This window comes from Bacteroides sp. L10-4 (genome assembly GCF_013373675.1).
GTDB lineage: Bacteria > Bacteroidota > Bacteroidia > Bacteroidales > Bacteroidaceae > Bacteroides > Bacteroides muris.
Window position 1 is genome coordinate 1 of the sequence record NZ_JABXJH010000030.1, and the last position, 20897, is coordinate 20897.

Below are 20897 nucleotides of genomic sequence, written 5' to 3' on the forward strand. Positions count from 1 at the left end.
TGACAAAACGCACTTGAAAGACCTCTTCGACAAAACTAAATTTCAATATGACAAAGACCGTTTCGGACCAAATGGGCCAAATTTATTTAATGTTTAACTAGTCCCTATTTTTTATGGGACACTAATGACTCCAGTTTACTATTGATTAGCTTCTTGCTTCCGGTATCGAAAGTCAGGATTGTATCGTTTTCGTGGCAGCAAGAGAGGAGTAGCAGTAACGCAAGCGTCGTTAAAGTCAGATAAATTGTTCTCATATTGTTCTCATATTGTTTTATAAGGTTTGGGGCGTTGTAACGCCCCGAACTATTACATTAAAGGCCTATAATGGTATAGTAATTAGCCAAGGATGATATGGCTATCTTCTTTTCGGGTAGATTTTCCACCCAATCGCGGATACCATAATCGTCTAAAACAGCATCTTCATCCCATTCTGAGATATAATAAGAAAGTGCCACCTTAGCTTCTGGCATATAGATATTAGTTACATGTATAAATATCTTTAAGATTAATTTCATCAATAAACGAAATCTCCAATAAAATTGTCCTCTCCGTCTGAAATGGAAAGGGTGTATTTGCCGATAGCGAGTCCTTCTAAAGGAATCTGTACTTTACTGCCATCAATCATCATAAGATAATCGGTGTAGATTACATTGCCTTTTTCATCTTTGACTTCTACAAGGATAGAATAGCCTTCATCAAAAAGCATCAAGGTGAGTTCGTGAAGCTCGTCATCGTAGGTGGCTTCGATGGGGATGGCTGGGCCTAAACTGCGGTCGTCAGTATGGCGTGTTGTATACGTCCAATCAATTAGGGTCTTTTTGCATTAGACAATAAAGGTGCGGCCAAGCATACACATAATAATACAGTTTTTAGTTTCATCATAATACATTTGTTTTCAGTTAATGATGCTGCGAAATTATAGGAAATAAAATTTTACATAGCAATTTCATTTTATTTCTTACTATACAACCTAGTGCTGAAAATCAAATGATTACGAATTAAATCCTATACGGATAACCTATACAACTATTAATGTAATGAGCTGGTTTTAAGTATTATAGTTAGTTTAGAAATGTATCAACCAAAATATTGTGCAATGTTTGTTCTTTGGGGAGATTACGACCCAATTTTTGCTTGATTCTGGTACGCTTCATCCATATAGAAGAAGGATTGATGTTTAACAATACAGCCTCATTGTTTCCATCAAACCCTAAAACATGGAGGTGACAATAACGGCATTCTTCTTCGGATAGATTGGGGCATTGTTCATAAAGAGAGGAGCGAAAGCCCGGATAGATTCTACTTAATTCAATAACCAGCATATTCCAAAGTTTGTCCGTCAATAATGGTTTGTTATTATTGGGTTGTGGCTTTACCAATAGGGATGAAAGCTTTTTGTATATTGCAGAGCCTTCTAAACGTTGTTTTTGTAACTCTTTGTATTTTTTTGATAGAGACAGAATCTTTTGTTGTAATCTTATGTTTTCTTCCCTGTCTTCTTGTATGGTTTCCAAAGAGTGACGTGCTTCGGATAATTGTGCGGCTATTTCGGAACGCTCTTTATCTAAGCTATACAACTTTTCTTCCTGCCAATGTAGTTGCATCTTGGCATGTTTGCGATAAAAATAGAAAACGATGCTTCCTATTATTAATAGGCTGACACAAATAATCAGATAAATGAAAGAGCGTTGTCGGGCATTTTTTAGTCTTCCGTTTTCTTCCTGTATTTTAAGATGATTGTATTTTTTCTCTACTTCAAGAATCTTGGCTTTGCTTTGGGCGTTGGTCAAAGAATCGACTATCTCGAAACAAAATTCCTTGAAATAAAGTGCTTTCTCATAATTGCCCGTAAGTTTATATATATTCCCATATAGTAGATTAACTCCATACGCAGTAGGGCTATGTAATGCCATGTTGTCTACTAATTCTTTGGCTTGCTTAATCTTTCCTGAAGCAATATAAATGCCAGCCAATCCCATAGAATCTTTCATACTATGACGAGTATTGAGTGATATTGCTTTCTTGTAGTATTTTTCTGCTAAATCATAACATTCTTGCATATCATAAATATTAGCGTAGGCATTGGCTATATTATAATCTACTCTTTGGATATGCAGTGTGGAGGCTATTGAATCTGCTTCTTTCATTATTTTTTTTGCATACGAAAACGAATCTACGAAGGCGAACTCCATTGCCAAATTCTTCATTGCATAAACTTGACTCTTGGGGTTTCCTGCTTTAGCAAACAAAAAAGAAGCCTCTGTGTATTTCGCTCTTATTTCATCAGGCATGTTTTTAAAGTTGTATAAGTCTGCCATATACGTACAAATATACCCTGCCACATTATACACCTTGTATTCCTTGGCATAGTGCAGAGCTTCCGCATACGTCTGCATCGCCAAATCCCATTCTCCGTCTTCGGCGTATGCACGTCCTAAGAACAATCCCACTTGTGCCCGTTCTTCGGGTGAGCCGTGCTTGTCTATCCACTTCTGTGCCCGTTTCCATTGGTGGACGGAAAGAGTGTCTGCATGGGTGTAGTTCGTGGAACGACCGCACAGCATGCAATATCTGGCAAAGTCGCGGTTGCCCAGTTCTTCGGGGTGGGGGATGCCTGCAAGCAGCAGGGAGGCGCTGTCGGCATCGGTCGGCAGCAGGCGTTCGGCTGCATCGAACATGGCGAGGCGGCGCGTGGCAGTTTCGTCGGTACATCTTGCTGCAAGGAGGCAGAAGAGAAGGAAGAGGGGCAGATAAAGAAGCTGCTTCATAATAGTTGTAGTCAGTTTAGGCGGCAAATGTAAGGAAATAATCTGAAAAAAAGGGAAGCATGTCGGTTTTTCGGCATGCTTCCCCTTCTGTTTTAAGTGTTCTTCTTTAAGAATGCCCTTATTCTTATTTAATACCCAGTTTCTTGGAAATATCCTTAGGCAGTGCATCCTTGTGCACAATGATGTTCATTGTTTTATAGCGTACGAATGCTTTGGAAGCATACCATTTGCCATCATATTTGCCGGCTTTGCCCCAAGAATTCTTTACCATATAGTATTCGTTGCCTGTCTGGTCTTTGGCGATACCGTAAATCTGCATACCGTGGTCGTCGGTAGTTTCCCAGTTGTCGTAGGCCAGTTGGCGTTCCTCTTGTGTACACCACTTCTGCGGCTGAGGCTTGGTGTTGAGTTTCTTCTCTTCGGGTTTCATCTTCAGCCAGTGTGCCATGTCCGAACCGCTCAGTTCCTGCGCCTTTTCGGCATCGGGCAGTACGGCGATACCGTCGCGTGTGAAGCCCTGTTCGCTTACGTCGCTACCCCAGGCGATGGTGTAACCTTTGTTGATGGCATTGTCGAACACCTGCATCAGTTCGTCGATGGGCAGGTTGTAGGAAGAAGCCCAACGCCAGTTGTCCTGAATCTCGAGGATGAACGACTGGTAGAACGGATGATGCGTGTAGGAAGTCAGTGAGATGTAGTCATCGGCATTCAGCCCGGTAGATTCATAGAAAGACTTCGGGGTGTATTCCTTGCCGTTGTAAGTGAACTTTTCGGGACGTTCGCCCAGATAGATGTCGTGGATGGAAGCAATGGCTTTCTTCCAGAGCGGAGTCTTGTTTTTGTCGGCTTGCAGGCTGCGGTGGTTTCCTTTGGCAATGGCAGCCACTACAGCGTTGGATACGGCTGTCAGTTCGTTGTGGTTGCTCAGCGTGTCGCCATACATCACGCCCGGACGCATTTCGCTTTCGGGAACCAGACCGAAGGTTTTCATGCCATATACAACGTCATAGAACGAACCGCCTTGTGAGAAGGAGATGTCGCCGTGTGTACGCACTGCCTTGTCGGCACGGTCCAGATAGGTGTTGTGCACGATGAACATTTCAGAGAGGTCGTACTCGCCCTTGCCCATACGGAGCAGTTCGGATTCGATGAACGCCAGTCCGGAGTAGCACCAGCATGTACCGGCGCGGTTCTGGTTTTTGATGGATGTGATGGGGTTTTCCTTCACGGTGGTGAAGACGAAACCTTCTTCTTTCGGAGTGTCTTGTGCCAAGGCATTTACGCTCAGCAGACCCAATGCGGCAATCAGTATTGATTTCTTCATCATGATTAAAATGTTATAGATTTATAGTTGCAGCTGCAAATATAGGTAGAATATCGTAAACAAAAGCTATCTTTGGAGCGTTAATTCCGACACTTATGGAGAAAATGATACGTATTGACGACCGTAGCGGTCTTGTTTTGGAGGGCGGCGGCATGCGCGGCGTCTTCACTTGCGGTGTGCTCGACAGCTTTATGGATCGTGGCATTCGCTTTCCCTATACCATCGGCGTCAGTGCCGGAGCCTGCAACGGACTTTCCTATATGTCCGGTCAGCGCGGGCGTGCCAAGTACAGCAATATCGACTTGCTGGAAAAATACAATTACATCGGGTTGAAGTATCTGTTGAAGAAACGGAATATCATGGATTTCGACTTGTTGTTCCGGGAGTTTCCGGAACACATACTTCCCTACGACTACGAGGCATACTTTCGTTGCCCCGAACGCTATGTGATGGTGACCACCAACTGCGAGACGGGCGAAGCGAACTACTTTGAGGAGAAGCGGAACAAGGAGCGCGTCATTGATATTGTGCGTGCTTCGAGCAGTCTGCCGTTTGTCTGTCCCATTGCCTACGTGGACAACATCCCGATGCTGGACGGAGGTATAGTGGACAGTATCCCTTTGATGCGTGCCCGTCAGGATGGATTTACCAATAATGTGGTGGTGCTGACGCGCAATCATGGGTACCGTAAGGAAATTCAGGGAACGAAAGTTCCACCTTTTATATATAGGAAATATCCGCTATTGCGTGAAGCCATCAATCGCCGCAGCATGGTCTATAACCGGCAGTTGGAGCAGGTGGAACGGATGGAAGCCGCCGGAGAGATCGTTGTTATTCGTCCGCAGAAGCCGGTAGTGGTAGACCGCATCGAACGTGACATCAAGAAGCTGAGGGAGCTTTATGAAGAAGGATACCGGTGTGCGGAACGGTTCTTCCCGTAATCGGTTATTTGCATGCTTCATCCTTATTCTTTCACCGTCTCTGCCAACCTCGTTCCCATAGTGATGTATGATTAAAAGGCTTTTAATATCATATTATAAGCCTTTTAATGCTATATTATAAGCCTTTTAATCATATCTTCCCTATACTGCCTTCCCGGCAGACTTATACACGTATCCTGTTTCCCTTTAGCACTGATATGCCGTGATGTGGAAAGTATCATGGGGGAATATTACGGATAATCATTCAAGTTTATTCATCAAAAAACACGCGTAGAATACCTTTGGAAAGGGGATGTATCAAAAGTTCCATCTTTCGTAACATTTGTTATAGGCTAAAATGCCGGTATCGCTTAATTTTGCCGACACAAAACTCAATTGCAGAATTGGTTTATTATTAACTTTAAATTAATAGATATGTTGAAAAGCATTAGTCTCAGGCTTTGCACACTAATTGTGCTTCTCTTTGCGGGCATCTGTTCCTTTGCCCAGCAAGTCCAGGTAAAAGGTACTGTCGTTGAAAAATCGAGTGGTGAATCCATTATCGGTGCTTCTGTCATGGAAGTAGGTTCCAACAGTAATGGAACAATTACGGATATTGACGGAAACTTCACGCTGTCTGTGGCTTCCGGTGCCACATTGTCCATATCCTATATAGGATATAAAACCGTTACAGTAAAGGCCCAGTCCACTTTACGCATTGAGTTGACGGAAGATTCCCAGTTGATTGATGAAGTAGTGGTGACCGGCTATATGTCCGAGAAAAAGGCCAGCTTGACCGGTTCGGTGGCTGTGGTCAAGATGAAGGATGTAGCGGATATTCCTACGGGGAATGTGTTGTCGAGCTTGCAGGGACGTGTTGCCGGTATGAACATCACTACTGACGGCACGCCGGGCGGTGGAAATACCTCTACATTGGTACGTGGTAAGTCTTCTTTCCGTGGCGATGCCAACTCTCCGCTTTATGTCATCGACGGGGTGATGACCCGTGAAAACATCTCGTCTATCCTTTCTTCCAATGATGTAGAATCCATTCAGGTATTGAAAGATGCCGCTTCTGCTTCCATTTATGGTGCGCAGGCTGCCAATGGTGTGATTATCATTACTACCAAGCGTGCCAAGAAAGGGGAGACCCGCGTGGATTTTGATATGTCGTTGACTTTGCAGGGCTATCAATGTGGTTTTGATATGCTGAATGCTGATGAGTGGGGGCAGGTTTACTGGTCAGCTTATAAGTATGCCAATAATGGCGCTACACCAAGCAGCGAAATATATGGTAATGGTGCAACTCCCAAACTTCAGGACTACATCGGCCTGAATGGAGCTAAAGTACATGCCGTTGATACGGATTGGCGCGATGTGGTTTACCGCACTGCCTTGATGCAGAATTACAGTGCTACGCTTTCAAAGGGTTCTGACAATGGGGCTTTCTCGTTGGCGTTGAACTATCTCGACCACGATGGTTTGGTAGAGAATACGAATTTCCAGCGAATCAATACCCGTATCAGTTCCAACTATCATTATCTTGACAATCGCTTACGCATAGGCGAGAACGTTGCCGTCAATCGTTGGACGCAGACCCTCAGTCCGGCCGGTGTAGATGAGAATGCCATCAAGCAGCATCCTGCCAAGACGGTTTATGATGAGAATGGCGGTTATAACGATGCCATCAATGATGTTTTGGGTGATGCCCCAAACATGGCGCGTCTGTTGGAGAATGAAAAGCGGAACAAACATGATTATTGGCGTATCTTCGGTAATGCCTTCCTTGAAATTGAACCGATAAAGGACTTGGTACTGAAAACCAATTTTGGTATGAACTATTACGATGAAACCAACAAAACCTTTGAGCCGGCATGGGCACGCGATGAGGTCAATAAGCTGACTCAATCATCCAACAAAAGGCTGGATTGGGTATGGACCAATACCGTGACTTATAGCAAAACATTTGGAAAGAACAATCTGACTGCACTTCTTGGTACAGAGGCTAAGAAGAACCATTCGGAATCCATGTTCGGTTATGGTACGGGACTGGCCATAGAAGATGAAGATTATATTTATCTCGACGGTGTGACTGCCGGTAAGAATGTAGGTGCCGGTGCTTCCAATTATGGCATGGTGTCTTACTTCGGTAAAGTGAACTATGATTATGAAGGACGGTATCTGGCCTCTGTTACGGTGCGTCGTGATGCTTCTTCCCGCTTGGCAAAGGGTAATAATGTTGATTACTTCCCCTCAGTGTCGGCAGGCTGGCGCATCTCGAGTGAGAAGTTTATGGAAGCGACCGGAAATTGGTTGGCAGATTTGAAACTACGTGCTTCATGGGGTATCAACGGTAACGATATTATTGATAATGAAGCTCCCTACACAAAATATTTGATTAGTCTGAAGGATGCAAGCTACAACATGAACGGTGATGGAACAACTTTGGCTCCCGGTGGTTACAAAGTGAGGTCTACCAATCCTGATTTGAAGTGGGAGAGTACAAGGCAGCTCAATATCGGTGTGGACGCTGCTTTCCTGAACGGACGTCTGAGTGCTTCTCTCGATTATTTTGATAAGAAGACAAGCGATATGCTTGTAGAGAAACCGTATATTGCTGTCATTGGCGAGGGTGGTTACTGCTGGTATAATGGTGGTACGATGAACAATAAAGGTTTCGAGATGGCATTGACCTGGAATGATAAAGTGAAGGATTTCCAGTATAATGTAGCATTTAATCTTTCATACTACAAAAATGAGGTGACAGAGCTGACGGAAGAAATTTACTATACTTATGGTGGCGGTAATGGTGTTGACAAGACTTTGGTTGGCCAACCGTTCGGTTCATGGATGGGCTTCAAGACAGATGGAGTGTTCCGTACCCAGCAGGAGGTGGATGAGTATAAATCCAAATATAATGTACGGTTTGGTGCTCCCGGAGTAGGACGTATCAAATACGTGGATGCTGACGGTAACGGTACGATTGATACGAACGACCGTGTATGGTTGGGTTCTGACAATCCGAAAGTGATTGCAGGTCTGAATCTTGGGGCATCTTGGAAAGGCTTTGACCTCAGCATGTTCTTCAACGGTATGATTCGTGATGCCTATAACAACTCCAAATATTATACGGATTTGTTCCAATGCTGGACCGGTAATCACTCTACCCGCCTGCTCGATGCCATGCATGCCTACGAGAATTTTGAAAAGACAGGTGTTTATAATAGCAGTGTACCTGCTTTGACCACCCTTAACAGCAACAATGAGCACGAGGTTTCCGAGTTCTATATTGAAAATGGTTCGTATATCAAGCTGAAAAGCCTGACATTGGGTTACACGCTTCCTAAAGCAGTTCTCGACAAGATGAAGATGCGTCATGCGCGCATTTATTTCCAGGCTCAGAATTTGTTTACGATTACCGGTTATACGGGTGCCGACCCTGAAGGTCTGGGCTATCCTTATCCGTTGCCTCGTACGTTCTCTTTGGGATTATCATTTGGTTTCTAAACTTTAAAATATACTATCATGAAATTGAAACATTTATATATGCTTGGCGCAGTAGCGCTGATGACTGCAAGTTGTAATGAAGACCGGTTTCTGGATTTGAAGCCCCAGGGTAGCTTGAACGAAGATATTATGACTTCTACAAAAGGTGCCGACCTTTTGGTGAATGCTGCGTATGCAGCTTTGGGTGGTCCCGAGGGACAGAGCTGGAGTGTATGGTGTCATCCTACTTCCAATTGGACTTATGGTGAGGTGCGTTCGGACAATGCCTATAAAGGCGGTGGCGGTGTCGGTGACCTTAATGAAGTGCACCGTATGGAGACATTTGATATGGATGCTACCAATGGATTTCTGGACAGCAAGTGGTACCATCTATATTGCAGTGTGCAGCGTTGTAACTCTGCATTGCGCGTACTGAATGCTGCAACAGACGAGCAGGTGAACGGGCGTGTATCCCGCATTGCGGAGATGAAAGTGCTTCGTGCCCATTATTACTTTGAGTTGAGCCGGCTTTTCAACAAGATACCTTATTTTGACGAGAACGTTGAGATTTCCCGATATCCGGATATTCCGAACAATGAGTTTACCCGTGACGAGATTCTGAGTATGCTGGCCAAGGAGATGCTTGATGCTGCCGAACAGCTTCCTGCATCACAGCCGGAGGTAGGGCGTATTCATAAATACATAGCACTGGCCTATGCGGCTAAAATCAAGCTGTACCAGGCGTATCAGCAAGATGAGACTACGCATGCCGTAACTTCCATCAATAAAGAGCTGCTGAGGGAAGTCGTTTCGCTTTGCGACCAGGTGACTGCCAGCAACCGTTACGGTTTGCTTGACGATTTCCAGGGATTGGATTTGGTAGCTAATGAAAACGGTAAAGAGTCTGTTTTTGCCATTCAATATTCCATGAATGACGGTACCGAAAGTGCCGGCCGCATCAATTGGAGCAATCTGTTGAATTCTCCGGGCGGAGGCAGCCCTTACGGAGGCGACGGTTTCTTCTTGCCCAGCCAAGACCTGATCAATGCTTACCAGACAGATGCAAACGGTTTGCCCGATTTTAATTATCAGTCAAAGCCTGATTATAGTTGGGCGGTACTGAACAATGGTGTTTATACTTTGCAAAACACGACTCCCAATGTAGACCCGCGTCTTGATTTTGTTGTGGGCCGTCCTAATATAACTTGGAAAACTTACCCGGACAAACCGTGTGAAGGATGGGTGCGTGATAAGGAAACTTACGGCTATAATTGTGCGAAGCGCTTTTGGGTTTCTCCGGAAAGTAGTGATATGTTTAATGGATGGCCTTGGGGGGCTTCACAGTTGAACTGGCAGATTATACGTTACGCGGATATCCTTCTTTGGAAAGCTGAGGCTCTTATTGAACTCAATGAAGGCAATGGACTCGAAACTGCCCGTGATTTGATTAACCGGATACGCAATCGTGCCCGGAACAGCGCCTATGTAAAGGATTTCAACGACCATTCCCACAATGCGGCCAACTATCTTGTCAATCCTTATCCTGCTGATGTATGGAATCAGGATTATGCCCGTCAGGCCCTCCGTTGGGAAACACGTCTGGAGAAGGCTTTGGAAGGTGAACGTTTCTTTGACTTGGTTCGTTGGGGCATAGTGGAAACAACCATGAACAAGTACATCGCTGCGGAGGCAGACAATCGCATTTACTATGCCAATGCGCACTTTACGGGTGGAAAGGATGAGTATTATCCGGTTCCGAACAATCAATACGGATTCTCGGGAGGCAAGTATGTACAGAATCCCGGTTATGCTCCGTTCAACTAATTGTATTTTGAAATAGAAACGCAAGGGAGGTGAAACATTTGTTTCCCCCCTCTTTCTTTAAACAATCTTTTATTATGAAACACTTTGCCTATTCTATATTGGGCTGTCTATTGCTTTCTTTGAATGCAGCTTTTGCTCAAAAAACATGGTCGTTTGACGGGCAGGACTCCTTACTTTCCAGTGACGGCAAGTCACTGTTGAATTTGTACACTATAAAGGAAATACCGGAATTTGTTGCCGGAGTCGAAGGTAAGGCCCTTCGTACAGACGGCTATTCCACCTGGATGGAAACCACCGCGGAAGGAGAGGTTTCGTCGTTGTCCGGATGGTTTGCTTTGGAATCTTATCCGACGGATACTGCTGCCTTTATGGGAATCAGAGACATGGCAGGAACATCTGTAGCGGTGTGTGTAGACCGTTATGGTGAGTTGCTGTTGGGAATGGGGCAGAATGGCTCATACTCTTACTGTTCATTAAAGACAAAAGTCGACCGTTTCAAGTGGCTGCATGTGGGCCTTGATTTGACCAATGAATCGGTTTGCCTGAATGGGCAGAGGATGAGTGCGGAGGTATGGCCTCGGAACTTACTGGGTGGGGAAATGACCCTTCGGGTAGGTAAGGATTTCAGGGAAAAGAAGGTTTGGATGTACGATGTTACGGCTATAAACGGGTTGATTGACGGGATAAGCCTCACTCCCTTTTCCGATGATTCGTCTGCATGGAGAGACGAGATTGCCTTGGGATTGAAGAAAACTCCGGTTTTGGCTATTCCGGAAACCCGTTTTGCGAAGGACTTCAACCGTCCCCGCTATCATCTGTTGCCGGCTGCCAACTGGACTAATGAAACGCATGGCTTGCTTCTTTATAAAGGTAAATACCATATATTCAATCAGAAGAATGCTTCTGCCATTTTCCTGGGGCAGATAAATTGGGGACATTTCAGCAGTCCCGATATGCTTCATTGGACCGAGGAAAAGCCGGCTTTGACTCCTGATGCTGCTTATGACAAGAATGGAATATGGTCCGGATATGCTGTCATCAATGATGACGGTATCCCCCAACTGATATATACAGCCGGTGGAGACAATCTGGGAGTAGGTATTGCTTTTCCGAAAGATACTGCGCTGATAGAATGGGAGAAATATGCGGGTAATCCGGTTATCGCCGAGAAGCCTGCCGGATATACCCGTACGGACATGCGCGACCAGTATGTCTGGAAAGAAGGTGATGTCTGGTATATGATTATCGGCTTCGGCATTGAGCAGACCGATACACCCCATGGAGCTTTGTTGCTTTATAAATCGGCAGACCTGAAGAAATGGGATTTTGTACATTTACTGTTTGAGGGAAATCCGGAAGTGGATGATTCCGGTATTTTCTGGGAAATGCCGGTCTTTAAGAAGATGGGCGGCAAGTATGTTCTTTTGGTGAATAGGGTTCCTCATAAAGGCATACCTGCGCGTTGCCAATATTGGATAGGAGATTTCAAGAATGAGAAGTTTGTACCGGACAATCCGGTTCCTCAAAATCTGGAGGTCATCAACCGCTTGCTGTCTCCCTCTGTTGTGGAGACTCTGGAAGGGGATGTTGCTGCCATTGCCATTATACCCGATGAAATAGGAGGGGAAGCCACTTATGAACAAGGATGGGCGCATCTCTATAGTATGCCCAGAAGATGGCAGTTGAAAGATGGAAAACTATGCCAGACACCCCATCCCGTAATGAAACAATTGCGTGAACAATCCACGGTTTATTCCAGGCAGGCATTGACTGCTGCGAAACCATGCATTTTGAGCAGAAGGGAACATCAGCTTGAAGTCAAGGCGACTTTTTATCCCGGTGACGCAAGACGGTTTGGATTTACATTGTGCAAGAATCCGGATAATAGCGAATATAGCCAGATTTATTATGATGTGGAAAAGGAGGAACTTATTGTAGACCAGACGCATTCTTCCTTGCGTGCACACATTCCTTTGAAGATCCGCAAGGACCGGTATCGGTTGGACACAACCAAGTCGGTGGAAATTCGTTTGTTTATTGACGGTTCTGTAGTGGAAGGATTTATCAATAACGAAGATGCGTTTACTACAAGAATCTTTCCTCTGAAAGAAAACAGTACGCTATTGGAGCTATTCTCTGATGGAAATACAACGGAAGTTGCTGCCGAAGTTTGGAGACTGAAAGATGCAAGGGTAAAGATGAACTTTTAATGAAAATGCAGAAAATGAAGATACCAACTATATTGGGTGTGCTTTTATTGGCAGGAACATTGTCTGCCGGTGCACAAATGAATTCAGACAGTTTATACAAGGAGCCTTATCGTCCTCACTCTTTTGTGTCTCCCGATTCGCTAAGATGGTTTGCCAACAATGATGGTTGTGGAATTGTCTCTTTCTTTGTGAACGAAAAGGACACGCAGGTCTTGCCTTGACGGCTATTTTTAGACTGAATGTAACATTTGTAGTATGCTTTGAAACAAAAAAGATAGTCGGGAATGGCGTAAGGCCGTATCTTTGCAACGGATGAAAAACATGAAACCATGAATAAACATAAAATATCTATTATGAACGTAAAACGAAATTTGGCCGCATTGCTCTTCCTGCTGTGGATGAGCGTTGGACTTTGTGCGGCGCAAAATCAAGAGGGACTGAAGGTCCATTATCTGGGTGCCAACCATAGTCTGATACAAGTAGTGTCTCCCAGGAAGTATCTGTTGTTGCCCGTTGAAGAGGCTGCTCCGGAGGCAACCATTCATGTACTGGTAAATAATAAGGTGGAGCGTACGCTGACGGTACGTCTTGCCATGAATCGCGTGGATTACCGGGTGCCTTTCGACCTGGCTCCGTATGAAACCGGCAAGGTGTCGCTGGACGTGCATACGGGCAACAGCCGTGCCAACGTACGCGATGCCATGGAGGATGCCTGCTGGAGCGATATATGCCTGAGCGATACGTTTGACGCATCTAACAGCGAAGCTTTCCGCCCGCTTTTTCATCATACTCCCCGCTATGGCTGGATGAATGATCCCAACGGGATGTTCTACAAGGATGGGGTGTATCATCTCTGTTTCCAGTACAATCCCTACGGTTCCATGTGGGGAAATCTTAGTTGGGGACACTCCATCAGCACCGACCTGGTGAACTGGAAAGCGGAAGAGCCGGTGCTCGTGCCCGACGGGCTGGGAATGATTTTCAGCGGCAGCTGTGTGGTGGACAAGGAGAACACCGCTGGTTTCGGCAAGGATGCCGTTGTCGCTATCTATACCTCGGCGGGTGCCAGCCAGATACAGAGTCTTGCCTATAGCTTGGACAACGGACGGACTTTCAAGACCTACGAAAACAATCCCATCATCACCTCGGACAAGGAGTGCCGCGACCCGAATATGTTCTGGCATGCCGAAAGCGGCAGATGGATTCTTGTCCTTGCCGCCGCGCTGGAGAGGGAGATGTGGATATACTCTTCTCCCGACTTGAAGAGCTGGAAAAAGGAGAGCAGCTTCGGTCGTGGTTACGGATGTCAGGAGGGAGTATGGGAATGCCCGGACCTGATGCAGTTGCCCGTTCGGGGTACCGACGAGAAGAAGTGGGTGCTTATCTGCAACATCAATCCCGGAGGCCCCTTCGGCGGCAGTGCGGCACAGTACTTTGTAGGTGATTTCGACGGCAAGACGTTTACTTGCGACACCAAGCCCGAAGTCACCAAGTGGATGGACTACGGAAAGGACCATTATGCCACTGTGTCGTGGAGCAATGCTCCTGATGACAGACATACTGTGATAGCGTGGATGAGTAATTGGCAGTACGCCAACAACGTGCCCACCAAGCAGTATCGCAGTGCCAATTCTCTTCCGCGCGACTTGGGTCTTTACAAAGTCGGTGACGGCGACTATTATCTCACTACCGTACCGGCTCCCGAAACATTGGCTTTGCGGGGCAAGAAAACGATGGATTACGGTGCTTTCTCTGTAGGCAAGAACGGTGTGGCAAAGAAACTGCCTGTTGCCAATAACGGAATCTGTGAGGTGAATCTGGAATTGGACGCCCGCACTGCCGGAAAGGTAAACATTACCTTGAGTAATCCTAAAGGGGAACAGACCGTCCTGACCTATAATCTGACAGACAACAGTTTCGGCATGGATCGCACCCGAAGCGGTCTGACGGACTTCAGCAAGGATTTTCCTGCCATCACGCTGGCTCCGGCCCCTCAGGGCAGAAAACAACATCTGCGTTTGTTCATAGATCGTTGCAGCATCGAGGCTTTCGACGGAGAGGGGCGTTTCGTCATGACAAACTTGGTTTTCCCCACGGAACCCTACACCACTCTTTCCATATCGACCGACAAAGGCCGTTGCCGGGTAGGAAACCTGACCGTCTATCCGCTGGAGGTAGAAAATAATTTGACCATTAAAAAGAACATTGTAAAATGAAACAATCTGCTACATCTTCCGCTTCCTTGGCAAAGCTCTTTCCGGTCATGCTTTGCTTCTTCGCCATGGGCTTTGTAGACTTGGTAGGCATCGCTTCCAACTACGTGAAGGCCGACTTGAACCTGACCGACTCGCAAGCCAATATATTCCCGTCTCTGGTGTTCTTCTGGTTTCTCATCTTCTCCGTACCTACGGGTATGCTGATGAACCGCATCGGACGCAAGAAGACGGTGCTTCTCAGCCTTGTCATCACGTTTGCCTCTTTGCTTCTCCCGGTTTTCGGAGACGGCTACGTGCTGATGCTGCTCTCGTTCTCATTGCTGGGCATCGGTAATGCGCTGATGCAAACGTCGCTCAACCCGCTGCTTTCCAACATCGTAAGCGGCGAGCGGCTGGCAAGTTCGCTCACTTTCGGACAGTTTGTAAAAGCCATTGCTTCGTTTCTGGCTCCATACATTGCCATGTGGGGAGCTACGCAGGTCATTCCGTCTCTGGGCATGGGCTGGAGGGTGCTGTTCCCGGTCTATATGGTCATTGCGGTGATTGCCATTCTTTGGCTGAGCGGTACTTCCATCCGCGAAGAAAAGGAAGAGGGGCGCCCTTCCACCTTCGGGGAGTGCCTCGCCCTGCTGGGCAAGCCGTTTATCTTTCTCTGCTTCTTGGGCATCATGTGCCATGTAGGCATTGACGTAGGTACGAATACCACGGCGCCCAAGATTCTGATGGAGCGCCTGGGCATGACGCTGGCCGATGCCGGCTTTGCCACCAGCCTTTACTTCATCTTCCGCACGGCGGGTTGCTTTCTCGGAACCTTCATCCTTCAAAAGATGGCTCCCCGAACCTTCTTCGGCATCAGCGTGTTATGTATGTTAGTGGCGATGGTAGGGTTGTTCGTATTCCATGAAAAGACGATGATATATATTTGCATTGCCCTCATCGGTTTCGGCAATTCGAACATCTTTCCGGTTATTTTCTCTCAGGCGTTGCTTGCTATGCCACAAAAGAAGAACGAGGTTTCCGGCTTGATGATTATGGGGCTCTTCGGCGGTACGGTATTTCCGATAGCAATGGGCTTGGCAAGTGATGCTGTAGGACAAAGCGGTGCCGTGGCTGTGATGACGGTAGGGGTAGTCTATCTGTTCTTCTATATGCTGCGTATGAAGCGGTAATGTTTGTTCGCAGGATGGGGACGCATGTCCCAAAGCTGCGGATATCTGTCCCCAGCCTGCGGATGTCTATCCCAAGCCTTGGGATAGAGATAATCCTTGGTTCTTAGAAACTTTTTAATAGGTAGTTGGCAACTTTTTGTCCTATACTTGGCAACTTTTTTACTGCTTCTTGTCAGGTGGAAAAATAGGCCGCTACGAATGAAAACATATGATTCAATAAACTAAATAATATCATGAATAAGGTAATTGTAGGAATGGGTGAGGCTTTATGGGATTGCCTCCCCGAAGGGAAGAAGATAGGCGGTGCTCCGGCAAACTTTGCTTACCATGCATCGCAGTTTGGGTTCGACAGTTGCGTGGTCAGTGCCGTAGGTGCCGATGCCGACGGAAACGAGATTCTGGATGTCTTTGCCCGGAAAGGCTTGCGAACTCAGATAGAGCGTGTGCCTTATCCGACCGGAACCGTACAGGTGACTCTTGATGCCGTAGGGGTTCCTTGCTATGAAATAAAGGAAGGGGTCGCTTGGGATAATATCCCGTTTACGGATGAATTGAGACATCTGGCACTGAATACCCGTGCCGTGTGTTTCGGTTCTTTGGCGCAACGCAGTGAAACTAGCCGCGCCACTATCAACCGTTTTCTTGATGCGATGCCTGATATGGACGAGCAGTTGAAGATATTCGACATCAACCTCCGCCAGGGGTTCTATACTAAGGAGATACTTTGCGAATCCATGCGCCGCTGCAATGTTCTCAAGATAAACGATGAGGAACTGGTGACCATCAGCCGTATCTTCGGCTATCCGGGCATCGACTTGCAGGACAAATGCTGGATTCTGCTGGCCAAATATAATTTGAAAATGCTTATCCTGACTTGCGGAACGAACGGCAGTTATGTGTTTACTCCGGGAGTGGTATCCTTCCAGGAGACTCCGAAAGTGCCGGTGGCTGATACCGTGGGGGCGGGCGATTCGTTCACGGCAGCTTTCACGGCTGCCATTCTCAGCGGAAAGCAGGTACCCGAAGCTCATAAACTGGCCGCGGAGTTCTCTGCATACGTTTGCACGCAAAGCGGTGCCATGCCGGAGTTGCCCGAAGCGTTCAGAGAACGATTGGGGTGATAAGGTGATAAAAGACTTTGCTCGTTTCTTATCAGTTATAAGTTTTTTCAGAAGTGTTATGAGTTAAAAGTACTATCTCGATTTCTCTCCTCCAGTGGGGAAGGGAAATCGAGATAGCATTGTTTAATCACGTTTGGTTTCTATACCATTAAAAACAAAGTCTTATATCGGGTTCAGGTTGTTTAGGCTTTGTTCTTGATAATCATTACCTCGATGATGGATATGGCAGTCTGTTCGGGGATTTCGAGAGATTCTGCCATCTGGTTAATCAGTTCCTTTTCTTCTTCTTCCAGCACGCCGTCTGCCAATGCAATATCTACCGCGCATGCAAAAGCTGTGAGCCTCAAATCTTCGGAAAGACCTTCAACGGAAGCGTTGACCAATGCACCGGGACCTTGGTTCCTGAGGATTCTGAATAACTTGTCGAACAGCTTGTCGAAAGCCGGATTGGAGAAGTTGTCGTATATTCTCAATCGACGGATGTAGTTAACGATTCCTGCCCATTCGGATTCTGCAATACTTCCATCTGCACCGGCCATTGCAAGAGCAATTCCGGCAAATGCTTCTTGCTGGGTCAGCTTCTCTTCTTCTGGCACAGCTTTGAAGATTTTGTCAAATATTCCCATATTGATTATGTTTGAAATTAATAATGTTTTGTTACCATTGAGTTGTTCGATGGTGATACAAAGGTATATATTTGCATCGGTTTAGAAAAGCTTTTAGAGAGAAAAAGAGTTTCTCTTTATTCATTATACATTGATGCCATGGGCCGGGAAGCGTTTGCATTGCCATTGGGGTAACAGTGCTGGTGAGGCAACTTTTTCCCATTTTATTCGTCTTTTTGGAAGATTTTATTTAGATTTGCTCAACTGCGGTTATCGGCTTGGCCTTGCTCCGGTTTTTCGGGAGTGTCTGTTGTTGTGTGGATTGGGAGCAATGGTGGAGAATATAAAAGAAAAACGAAACAATATCTTAAATCAAAAGTAAAATGATGAGACAACATAACCTTCGGATTTTATTCTTTTTGCTTGTGTTTTGGGGAGTGGCGGTGGCCTGCTCCCGGCGTGAGGCACGTTTCCGTATCGGCGTTTCCCAATGTAGCGAGGATGAATGGCGCCGCCGGATGAACAGCGAGATACTCCGTGAAGCCCATTTCTATGAAGATGTGGAGGTGGACATCCGTACTGCCGTCGACGACAACGACCGTCAGGCAGAAGACATTCGTGAACTGATAGCCGAAGGGGTGGACCTGCTGATTGTGGCCCCTAATGAAGCCGCTCCGATCACTCCGGTGGTGGAAGAGGCATACAACCGGGGCATTCCGGTGATTGTGATAGATCGTAAAATCCTTTCGGATAAATACACGGCCTACGTCGGTGCAGACAACTACGAGATAGGGAAAGCTGTGGGAGAGTATGTGGCCAATGTGTTGCACGGGCAGGGAGATGTGGTTGAAATTTCCGGTTTGGTGGGCTCCACACCCGCCGTAGACCGTCATCAAGGATTTGTGAAGGCTCTATCCGCTTATCCCGGTATCCGGTTGCTGGCCGTTGAAGACGGTGCCTGGCTGCAACTTAAGGCCGAAGAAAAAATGGATATCCTGCTAGACCGTTTCCCTCATATCGACCTGGTGTATGCACAGAATGACCGCATGGCGGCAGGGGCCTATGCTGCCGTTGCTAGCAAGGGACGGGAGAAAGAAATGCGGTTCATCGGCATAGATGCTCTGCCCGGCAAAGACTATGGAGTGGAGAAAGTGCTTGCCGGCGAACTGGATGCCACGTTTATATATCCTACCGGTGGCGACCGTGTGATGCAGATTGCCATGGATATCCTGAACAAGCGTGATTTTCCCCGTGAAACTATCCTGGGCACTTCCGTCGTCAATCGCGACAATGCTCTCATCATGAAGATGCAGACCGCCCACATCGGCACCCTGGATGGAAAGATAGAAACCCTGAACGGAAAGATAAACCAGTATTTGGTCCGCTATGCCACACAGCAGGTTGTCTTGTACGGCAGTCTGTCCGCCTTGTTGTTGCTGGTCGGCTTGTTGGTGGCTGTCTACCTCTCCTTGCGTGCCAAGAATCGGTTGAACCGTGAGCTGTCCATGCAGAAAAAGAAACTGGAGGAACAGAAAACACAGTTGATACAGCAGAAGGAACAGCTGGAAGTGCAGAAGTCGCAGTTGGAACAGCTTTCTCATGAATTGGAGGAGGCTACGCATGCCAAGTTGGTGTTCTTCACGAATATTTCGCACGATTTCCGTACTCCGCTGACGCTGATAGCCGATCCCATAGAGCAGCTTCTTGCAAACCGCACTATCGACGGACAGCCGCGCCAGCTCCTCGAACTGATGAAAAAGAATGTGCATATCCTGCTTCGCCTGGTTAACCAGATACTTGATTTCCGGAAGGTGGAGAACGGGCGCATGGAGCTTCATCTCGAACCTTTTGATTTACTCGACAGCTTCCGGGGCTGGAACGATTCTTTCCGCATGGCGTTGCTGAAGAAACATATTGCTTTCAGCTTTGAGGCATCTCCCGATGCGGACTTCCGGATGATGGCGGATGCGGAGAAGATGGAGCGCATTTACTTCAATCTCTTCTCCAATGCCGTGAAGTATACGCCGGAGAACGGGAAAATCGCCCTACGCTTGTTAAAGGCGGAACAGAACTATACTCTGTCCGTCTTCAATTCCGGCAGTTACATTTCTACAACCGATGTGGAAGCCATCTTCGAGCGTTTCTATCAAGTAAACGGGCATCAGGCCGGTACCGGTATCGGACTGGCGCTGGTACGTGCCTTTGTGGAGATGCATGGCGGCAACATCACGGCACGCAGCGACGAGAAAGGTACTACCTTTACCGTTACTTTTCCACAGCAGGATGTTTCGCAGTATCGCCCCACTATAGTGACGCTGCCTGTCGAAGGGGAGGAAGTGTCGTCTACCCTGATAGATATGGAAGTGAAGGCAGGCGAAGAGGTGGTTGAGGCCGATTGTCCTACTGTGCTGGTAATTGACGATAATTCGGATATACGCAGCTATGTGAAGTCGCTGTTGTCGAACGAATTCCGCGTACTGGATGCAGCGGACGGGTCAGAGGGTATCCGGCTGGCCATGAGGTATGTGCCGGATGTGATTGTCTCGGATGTAATGATGCCTGGTATGGATGGTGTGGAATGTTGCCGCCGCTTGAAGGGAGAGTTGCAGACATGCCATATCCCGGTGATTCTGCTGACGGCCTGCTCGCTGGACGAACAGCGTATCCAAGGCTATGATGGCGGTGCCGATTCTTATATTTCCAAGCCGTTCAATTCGCAGTTGCTCTTGTCGCGTGTCCGCAATCTCATTGCAAACCGTCGTCAGTTGAGGCAGTTTTTCGGAGATAACCAGACTATTGAGAAGGAAACCATCAGTGACTTGGATAAGGACTTCGTCTCCCGCTTCAAATCGCTTGTCGGGGAGAGGATGAAAGATGCGGAACTCAATGTGGAGGACTTGGGACGGAATATGGGTATGAGCCGTGTGCAGCTTTACCGTAAGCTGAAATCGCTGACCAACTATTCGCCGAATGAGCTGCTGCGCCAGATGAGGTTGAAAAAGGCTGCCTCACTGCTTGCTTCCTCTGACATGACGGTAGCGGAGATTGCTTATGAAGTGGGCTTTTCGTCACCTTCCTATTTCACGAAATGCTATAAGGAACAGTTTGGGGAGAGTCCTACCGGGTTCCTGAAAAGAAGAGGCTAATGAAACGGATTGTATTCTCCGTTTGACTCCCGAAAATAAATCGGGCGGGAAACGCTGTCGTGCGATTCCCACCCGATACACATGTTTGTTTTTACTTCTGTTCAGACG

Annotated in this window: 15 protein-coding genes; 10 read left to right on the top strand and 5 right to left on the bottom strand. The window is 46.9% G+C overall.

Going from position 1 to position 20897, the window contains the following annotated elements:
• Positions 1 to 311 precede the first annotated feature (311 nt).
• The 3 genes from HU824_RS10865 to HU824_RS10875 form a co-directional block, all read right to left on the bottom strand.
• Complete coding sequence (locus HU824_RS10865; protein WP_168354334.1) at positions 312 to 470, bottom strand: hypothetical protein; 159 nt, start codon at positions 468 to 470, stop codon at positions 312 to 314.
• 44 nt (positions 471 to 514) lie between these two features.
• Complete coding sequence (locus tag HU824_RS10870) at positions 515 to 808, bottom strand: DUF3244 domain-containing protein (protein WP_136011104.1); 294 nt, start codon at positions 806 to 808, stop codon at positions 515 to 517.
• Positions 809 to 1061: 253 nt separating this feature from the next.
• Entirely contained in the window at positions 1062 to 2450 is a 1389-nt protein-coding gene (locus tag HU824_RS10875; protein ID WP_176468848.1) for a hypothetical protein, read from the bottom strand.
• A gap of 81 nt (positions 2451 to 2531) precedes the next feature.
• Between HU824_RS10875 and HU824_RS10880 the strand changes: the two genes are divergently transcribed.
• Positions 2532 to 2801 (top strand): hypothetical protein, encoded by a 270-nt coding sequence (locus HU824_RS10880; protein WP_176468849.1) that lies wholly within the window; start codon positions 2532 to 2534, stop codon positions 2799 to 2801.
• Positions 2802 to 2892: 91 nt separating this feature from the next.
• Here the strand turns inward: HU824_RS10880 and HU824_RS10885 are convergent, their stop codons facing one another.
• Positions 2893 to 4092, bottom strand: a complete 1200-nt coding sequence (locus tag HU824_RS10885) for an aminopeptidase C (protein ID WP_176468869.1) — start codon at positions 4090 to 4092, stop codon at positions 2893 to 2895.
• A 95-nt stretch (positions 4093 to 4187) separates the two neighbouring features.
• On the opposite strand from HU824_RS10885, the gene HU824_RS10890 reads away from it, so the two are divergent.
• The 8 genes from HU824_RS10890 (at position 4188) to HU824_RS10925 (ending at position 17038) form a co-directional block, all read left to right on the top strand.
• Positions 4188 to 5033 (top strand): patatin family protein, encoded by an 846-nt coding sequence (locus tag HU824_RS10890; protein ID WP_136011101.1) that lies wholly within the window; start codon positions 4188 to 4190, stop codon positions 5031 to 5033.
• A gap of 414 nt (positions 5034 to 5447) precedes the next feature.
• The gene (locus tag HU824_RS10895) at positions 5448 to 8519 is read left to right on the top strand and encodes a TonB-dependent receptor (RefSeq protein WP_176468850.1); all 3072 of its coding nucleotides are present in this window, start codon (positions 5448 to 5450) and stop codon (positions 8517 to 8519) included.
• A gap of 18 nt (positions 8520 to 8537) precedes the next feature.
• Positions 8538 to 10322 carry a RagB/SusD family nutrient uptake outer membrane protein gene (locus tag HU824_RS10900; RefSeq protein WP_136011099.1) on the top strand — a complete coding sequence of 595 codons (1785 nt, stop codon included), beginning with the start codon at positions 8538 to 8540 and terminating at the stop codon, positions 10320 to 10322.
• A gap of 74 nt (positions 10323 to 10396) precedes the next feature.
• Complete coding sequence (locus tag HU824_RS10905; RefSeq protein WP_176468851.1) at positions 10397 to 12532, top strand: glycoside hydrolase family 32 protein; 2136 nt, start codon at positions 10397 to 10399, stop codon at positions 12530 to 12532.
• Between the two features lie 14 nt (positions 12533 to 12546).
• Positions 12547 to 12753, top strand: coding sequence for a hypothetical protein (locus HU824_RS10910; RefSeq protein WP_176468847.1), 207 nt, complete (start codon positions 12547 to 12549; stop codon positions 12751 to 12753).
• A 132-nt stretch (positions 12754 to 12885) separates the two neighbouring features.
• A complete protein-coding gene (locus HU824_RS10915; RefSeq protein ID WP_255260497.1) occupies positions 12886 to 14748 on the top strand; it encodes a DUF4980 domain-containing protein in 1863 nt (620 codons plus the stop codon).
• Positions 14745 to 15917 (top strand): MFS transporter, encoded by a 1173-nt coding sequence (locus HU824_RS10920; protein ID WP_136011096.1) that lies wholly within the window; start codon positions 14745 to 14747, stop codon positions 15915 to 15917. Before HU824_RS10915 ends, HU824_RS10920 begins: the two co-directional genes overlap by 4 nt.
• A gap of 233 nt (positions 15918 to 16150) precedes the next feature.
• Entirely contained in the window at positions 16151 to 17038 is an 888-nt protein-coding gene (locus tag HU824_RS10925) for a carbohydrate kinase (protein WP_176468852.1), read from the top strand.
• A gap of 182 nt (positions 17039 to 17220) precedes the next feature.
• Here HU824_RS10925 and HU824_RS10930 read toward each other — a convergent pair whose 3' ends face one another.
• Positions 17221 to 17664, bottom strand: a complete 444-nt coding sequence (locus HU824_RS10930; RefSeq protein ID WP_136011094.1) for a tellurite resistance TerB family protein — start codon at positions 17662 to 17664, stop codon at positions 17221 to 17223.
• Positions 17665 to 18029: 365 nt separating this feature from the next.
• On the opposite strand from HU824_RS10930, the gene HU824_RS10935 reads away from it, so the two are divergent.
• The gene (locus HU824_RS10935) at positions 18030 to 20789 is read left to right on the top strand and encodes a substrate-binding domain-containing protein (protein ID WP_176468871.1); all 2760 of its coding nucleotides are present in this window, start codon (positions 18030 to 18032) and stop codon (positions 20787 to 20789) included.
• Positions 20790 to 20897: the final 108 nt, after the last annotated feature.

Bases quoted from the DNA above. Each gene is read 5' to 3' on its own strand.
- HU824_RS10865 (WP_168354334.1), bottom strand. From the start codon at position 470: ATGCCAGAAGCTAAGGTGGCACTTTCTTATTATATCTCAGAATGGGAT.
- HU824_RS10880 (WP_176468849.1), top strand. From the start codon at position 2,532: ATGGGTGTAGTTCGTGGAACGACCGCACAGCATGCAATATCTGGCAAA.
- HU824_RS10885 (WP_176468869.1), bottom strand. From the start codon at position 4,092: ATGAAGAAATCAATACTGATTGCCGCATTGGGTCTGCTGAGCGTAAAT.
- HU824_RS10890 (WP_136011101.1), top strand. From the start codon at position 4,188: ATGGAGAAAATGATACGTATTGACGACCGTAGCGGTCTTGTTTTGGAG.
- HU824_RS10895 (WP_176468850.1), top strand. From the start codon at position 5,448: ATGTTGAAAAGCATTAGTCTCAGGCTTTGCACACTAATTGTGCTTCTC.
- HU824_RS10900 (WP_136011099.1), top strand. From the start codon at position 8,538: ATGAAATTGAAACATTTATATATGCTTGGCGCAGTAGCGCTGATGACT.
- HU824_RS10905 (WP_176468851.1), top strand. From the start codon at position 10,397: ATGAAACACTTTGCCTATTCTATATTGGGCTGTCTATTGCTTTCTTTG.
- HU824_RS10910 (WP_176468847.1), top strand. From the start codon at position 12,547: ATGAAGATACCAACTATATTGGGTGTGCTTTTATTGGCAGGAACATTG.
- HU824_RS10915 (WP_255260497.1), top strand. From the start codon at position 12,886: ATGAACGTAAAACGAAATTTGGCCGCATTGCTCTTCCTGCTGTGGATG.
- HU824_RS10920 (WP_136011096.1), top strand. From the start codon at position 14,745: ATGAAACAATCTGCTACATCTTCCGCTTCCTTGGCAAAGCTCTTTCCG.
- HU824_RS10925 (WP_176468852.1), top strand. From the start codon at position 16,151: ATGAATAAGGTAATTGTAGGAATGGGTGAGGCTTTATGGGATTGCCTC.
- HU824_RS10930 (WP_136011094.1), bottom strand. From the start codon at position 17,664: ATGGGAATATTTGACAAAATCTTCAAAGCTGTGCCAGAAGAAGAGAAG.
- HU824_RS10935 (WP_176468871.1), top strand. From the start codon at position 18,030: ATGAGACAACATAACCTTCGGATTTTATTCTTTTTGCTTGTGTTTTGG.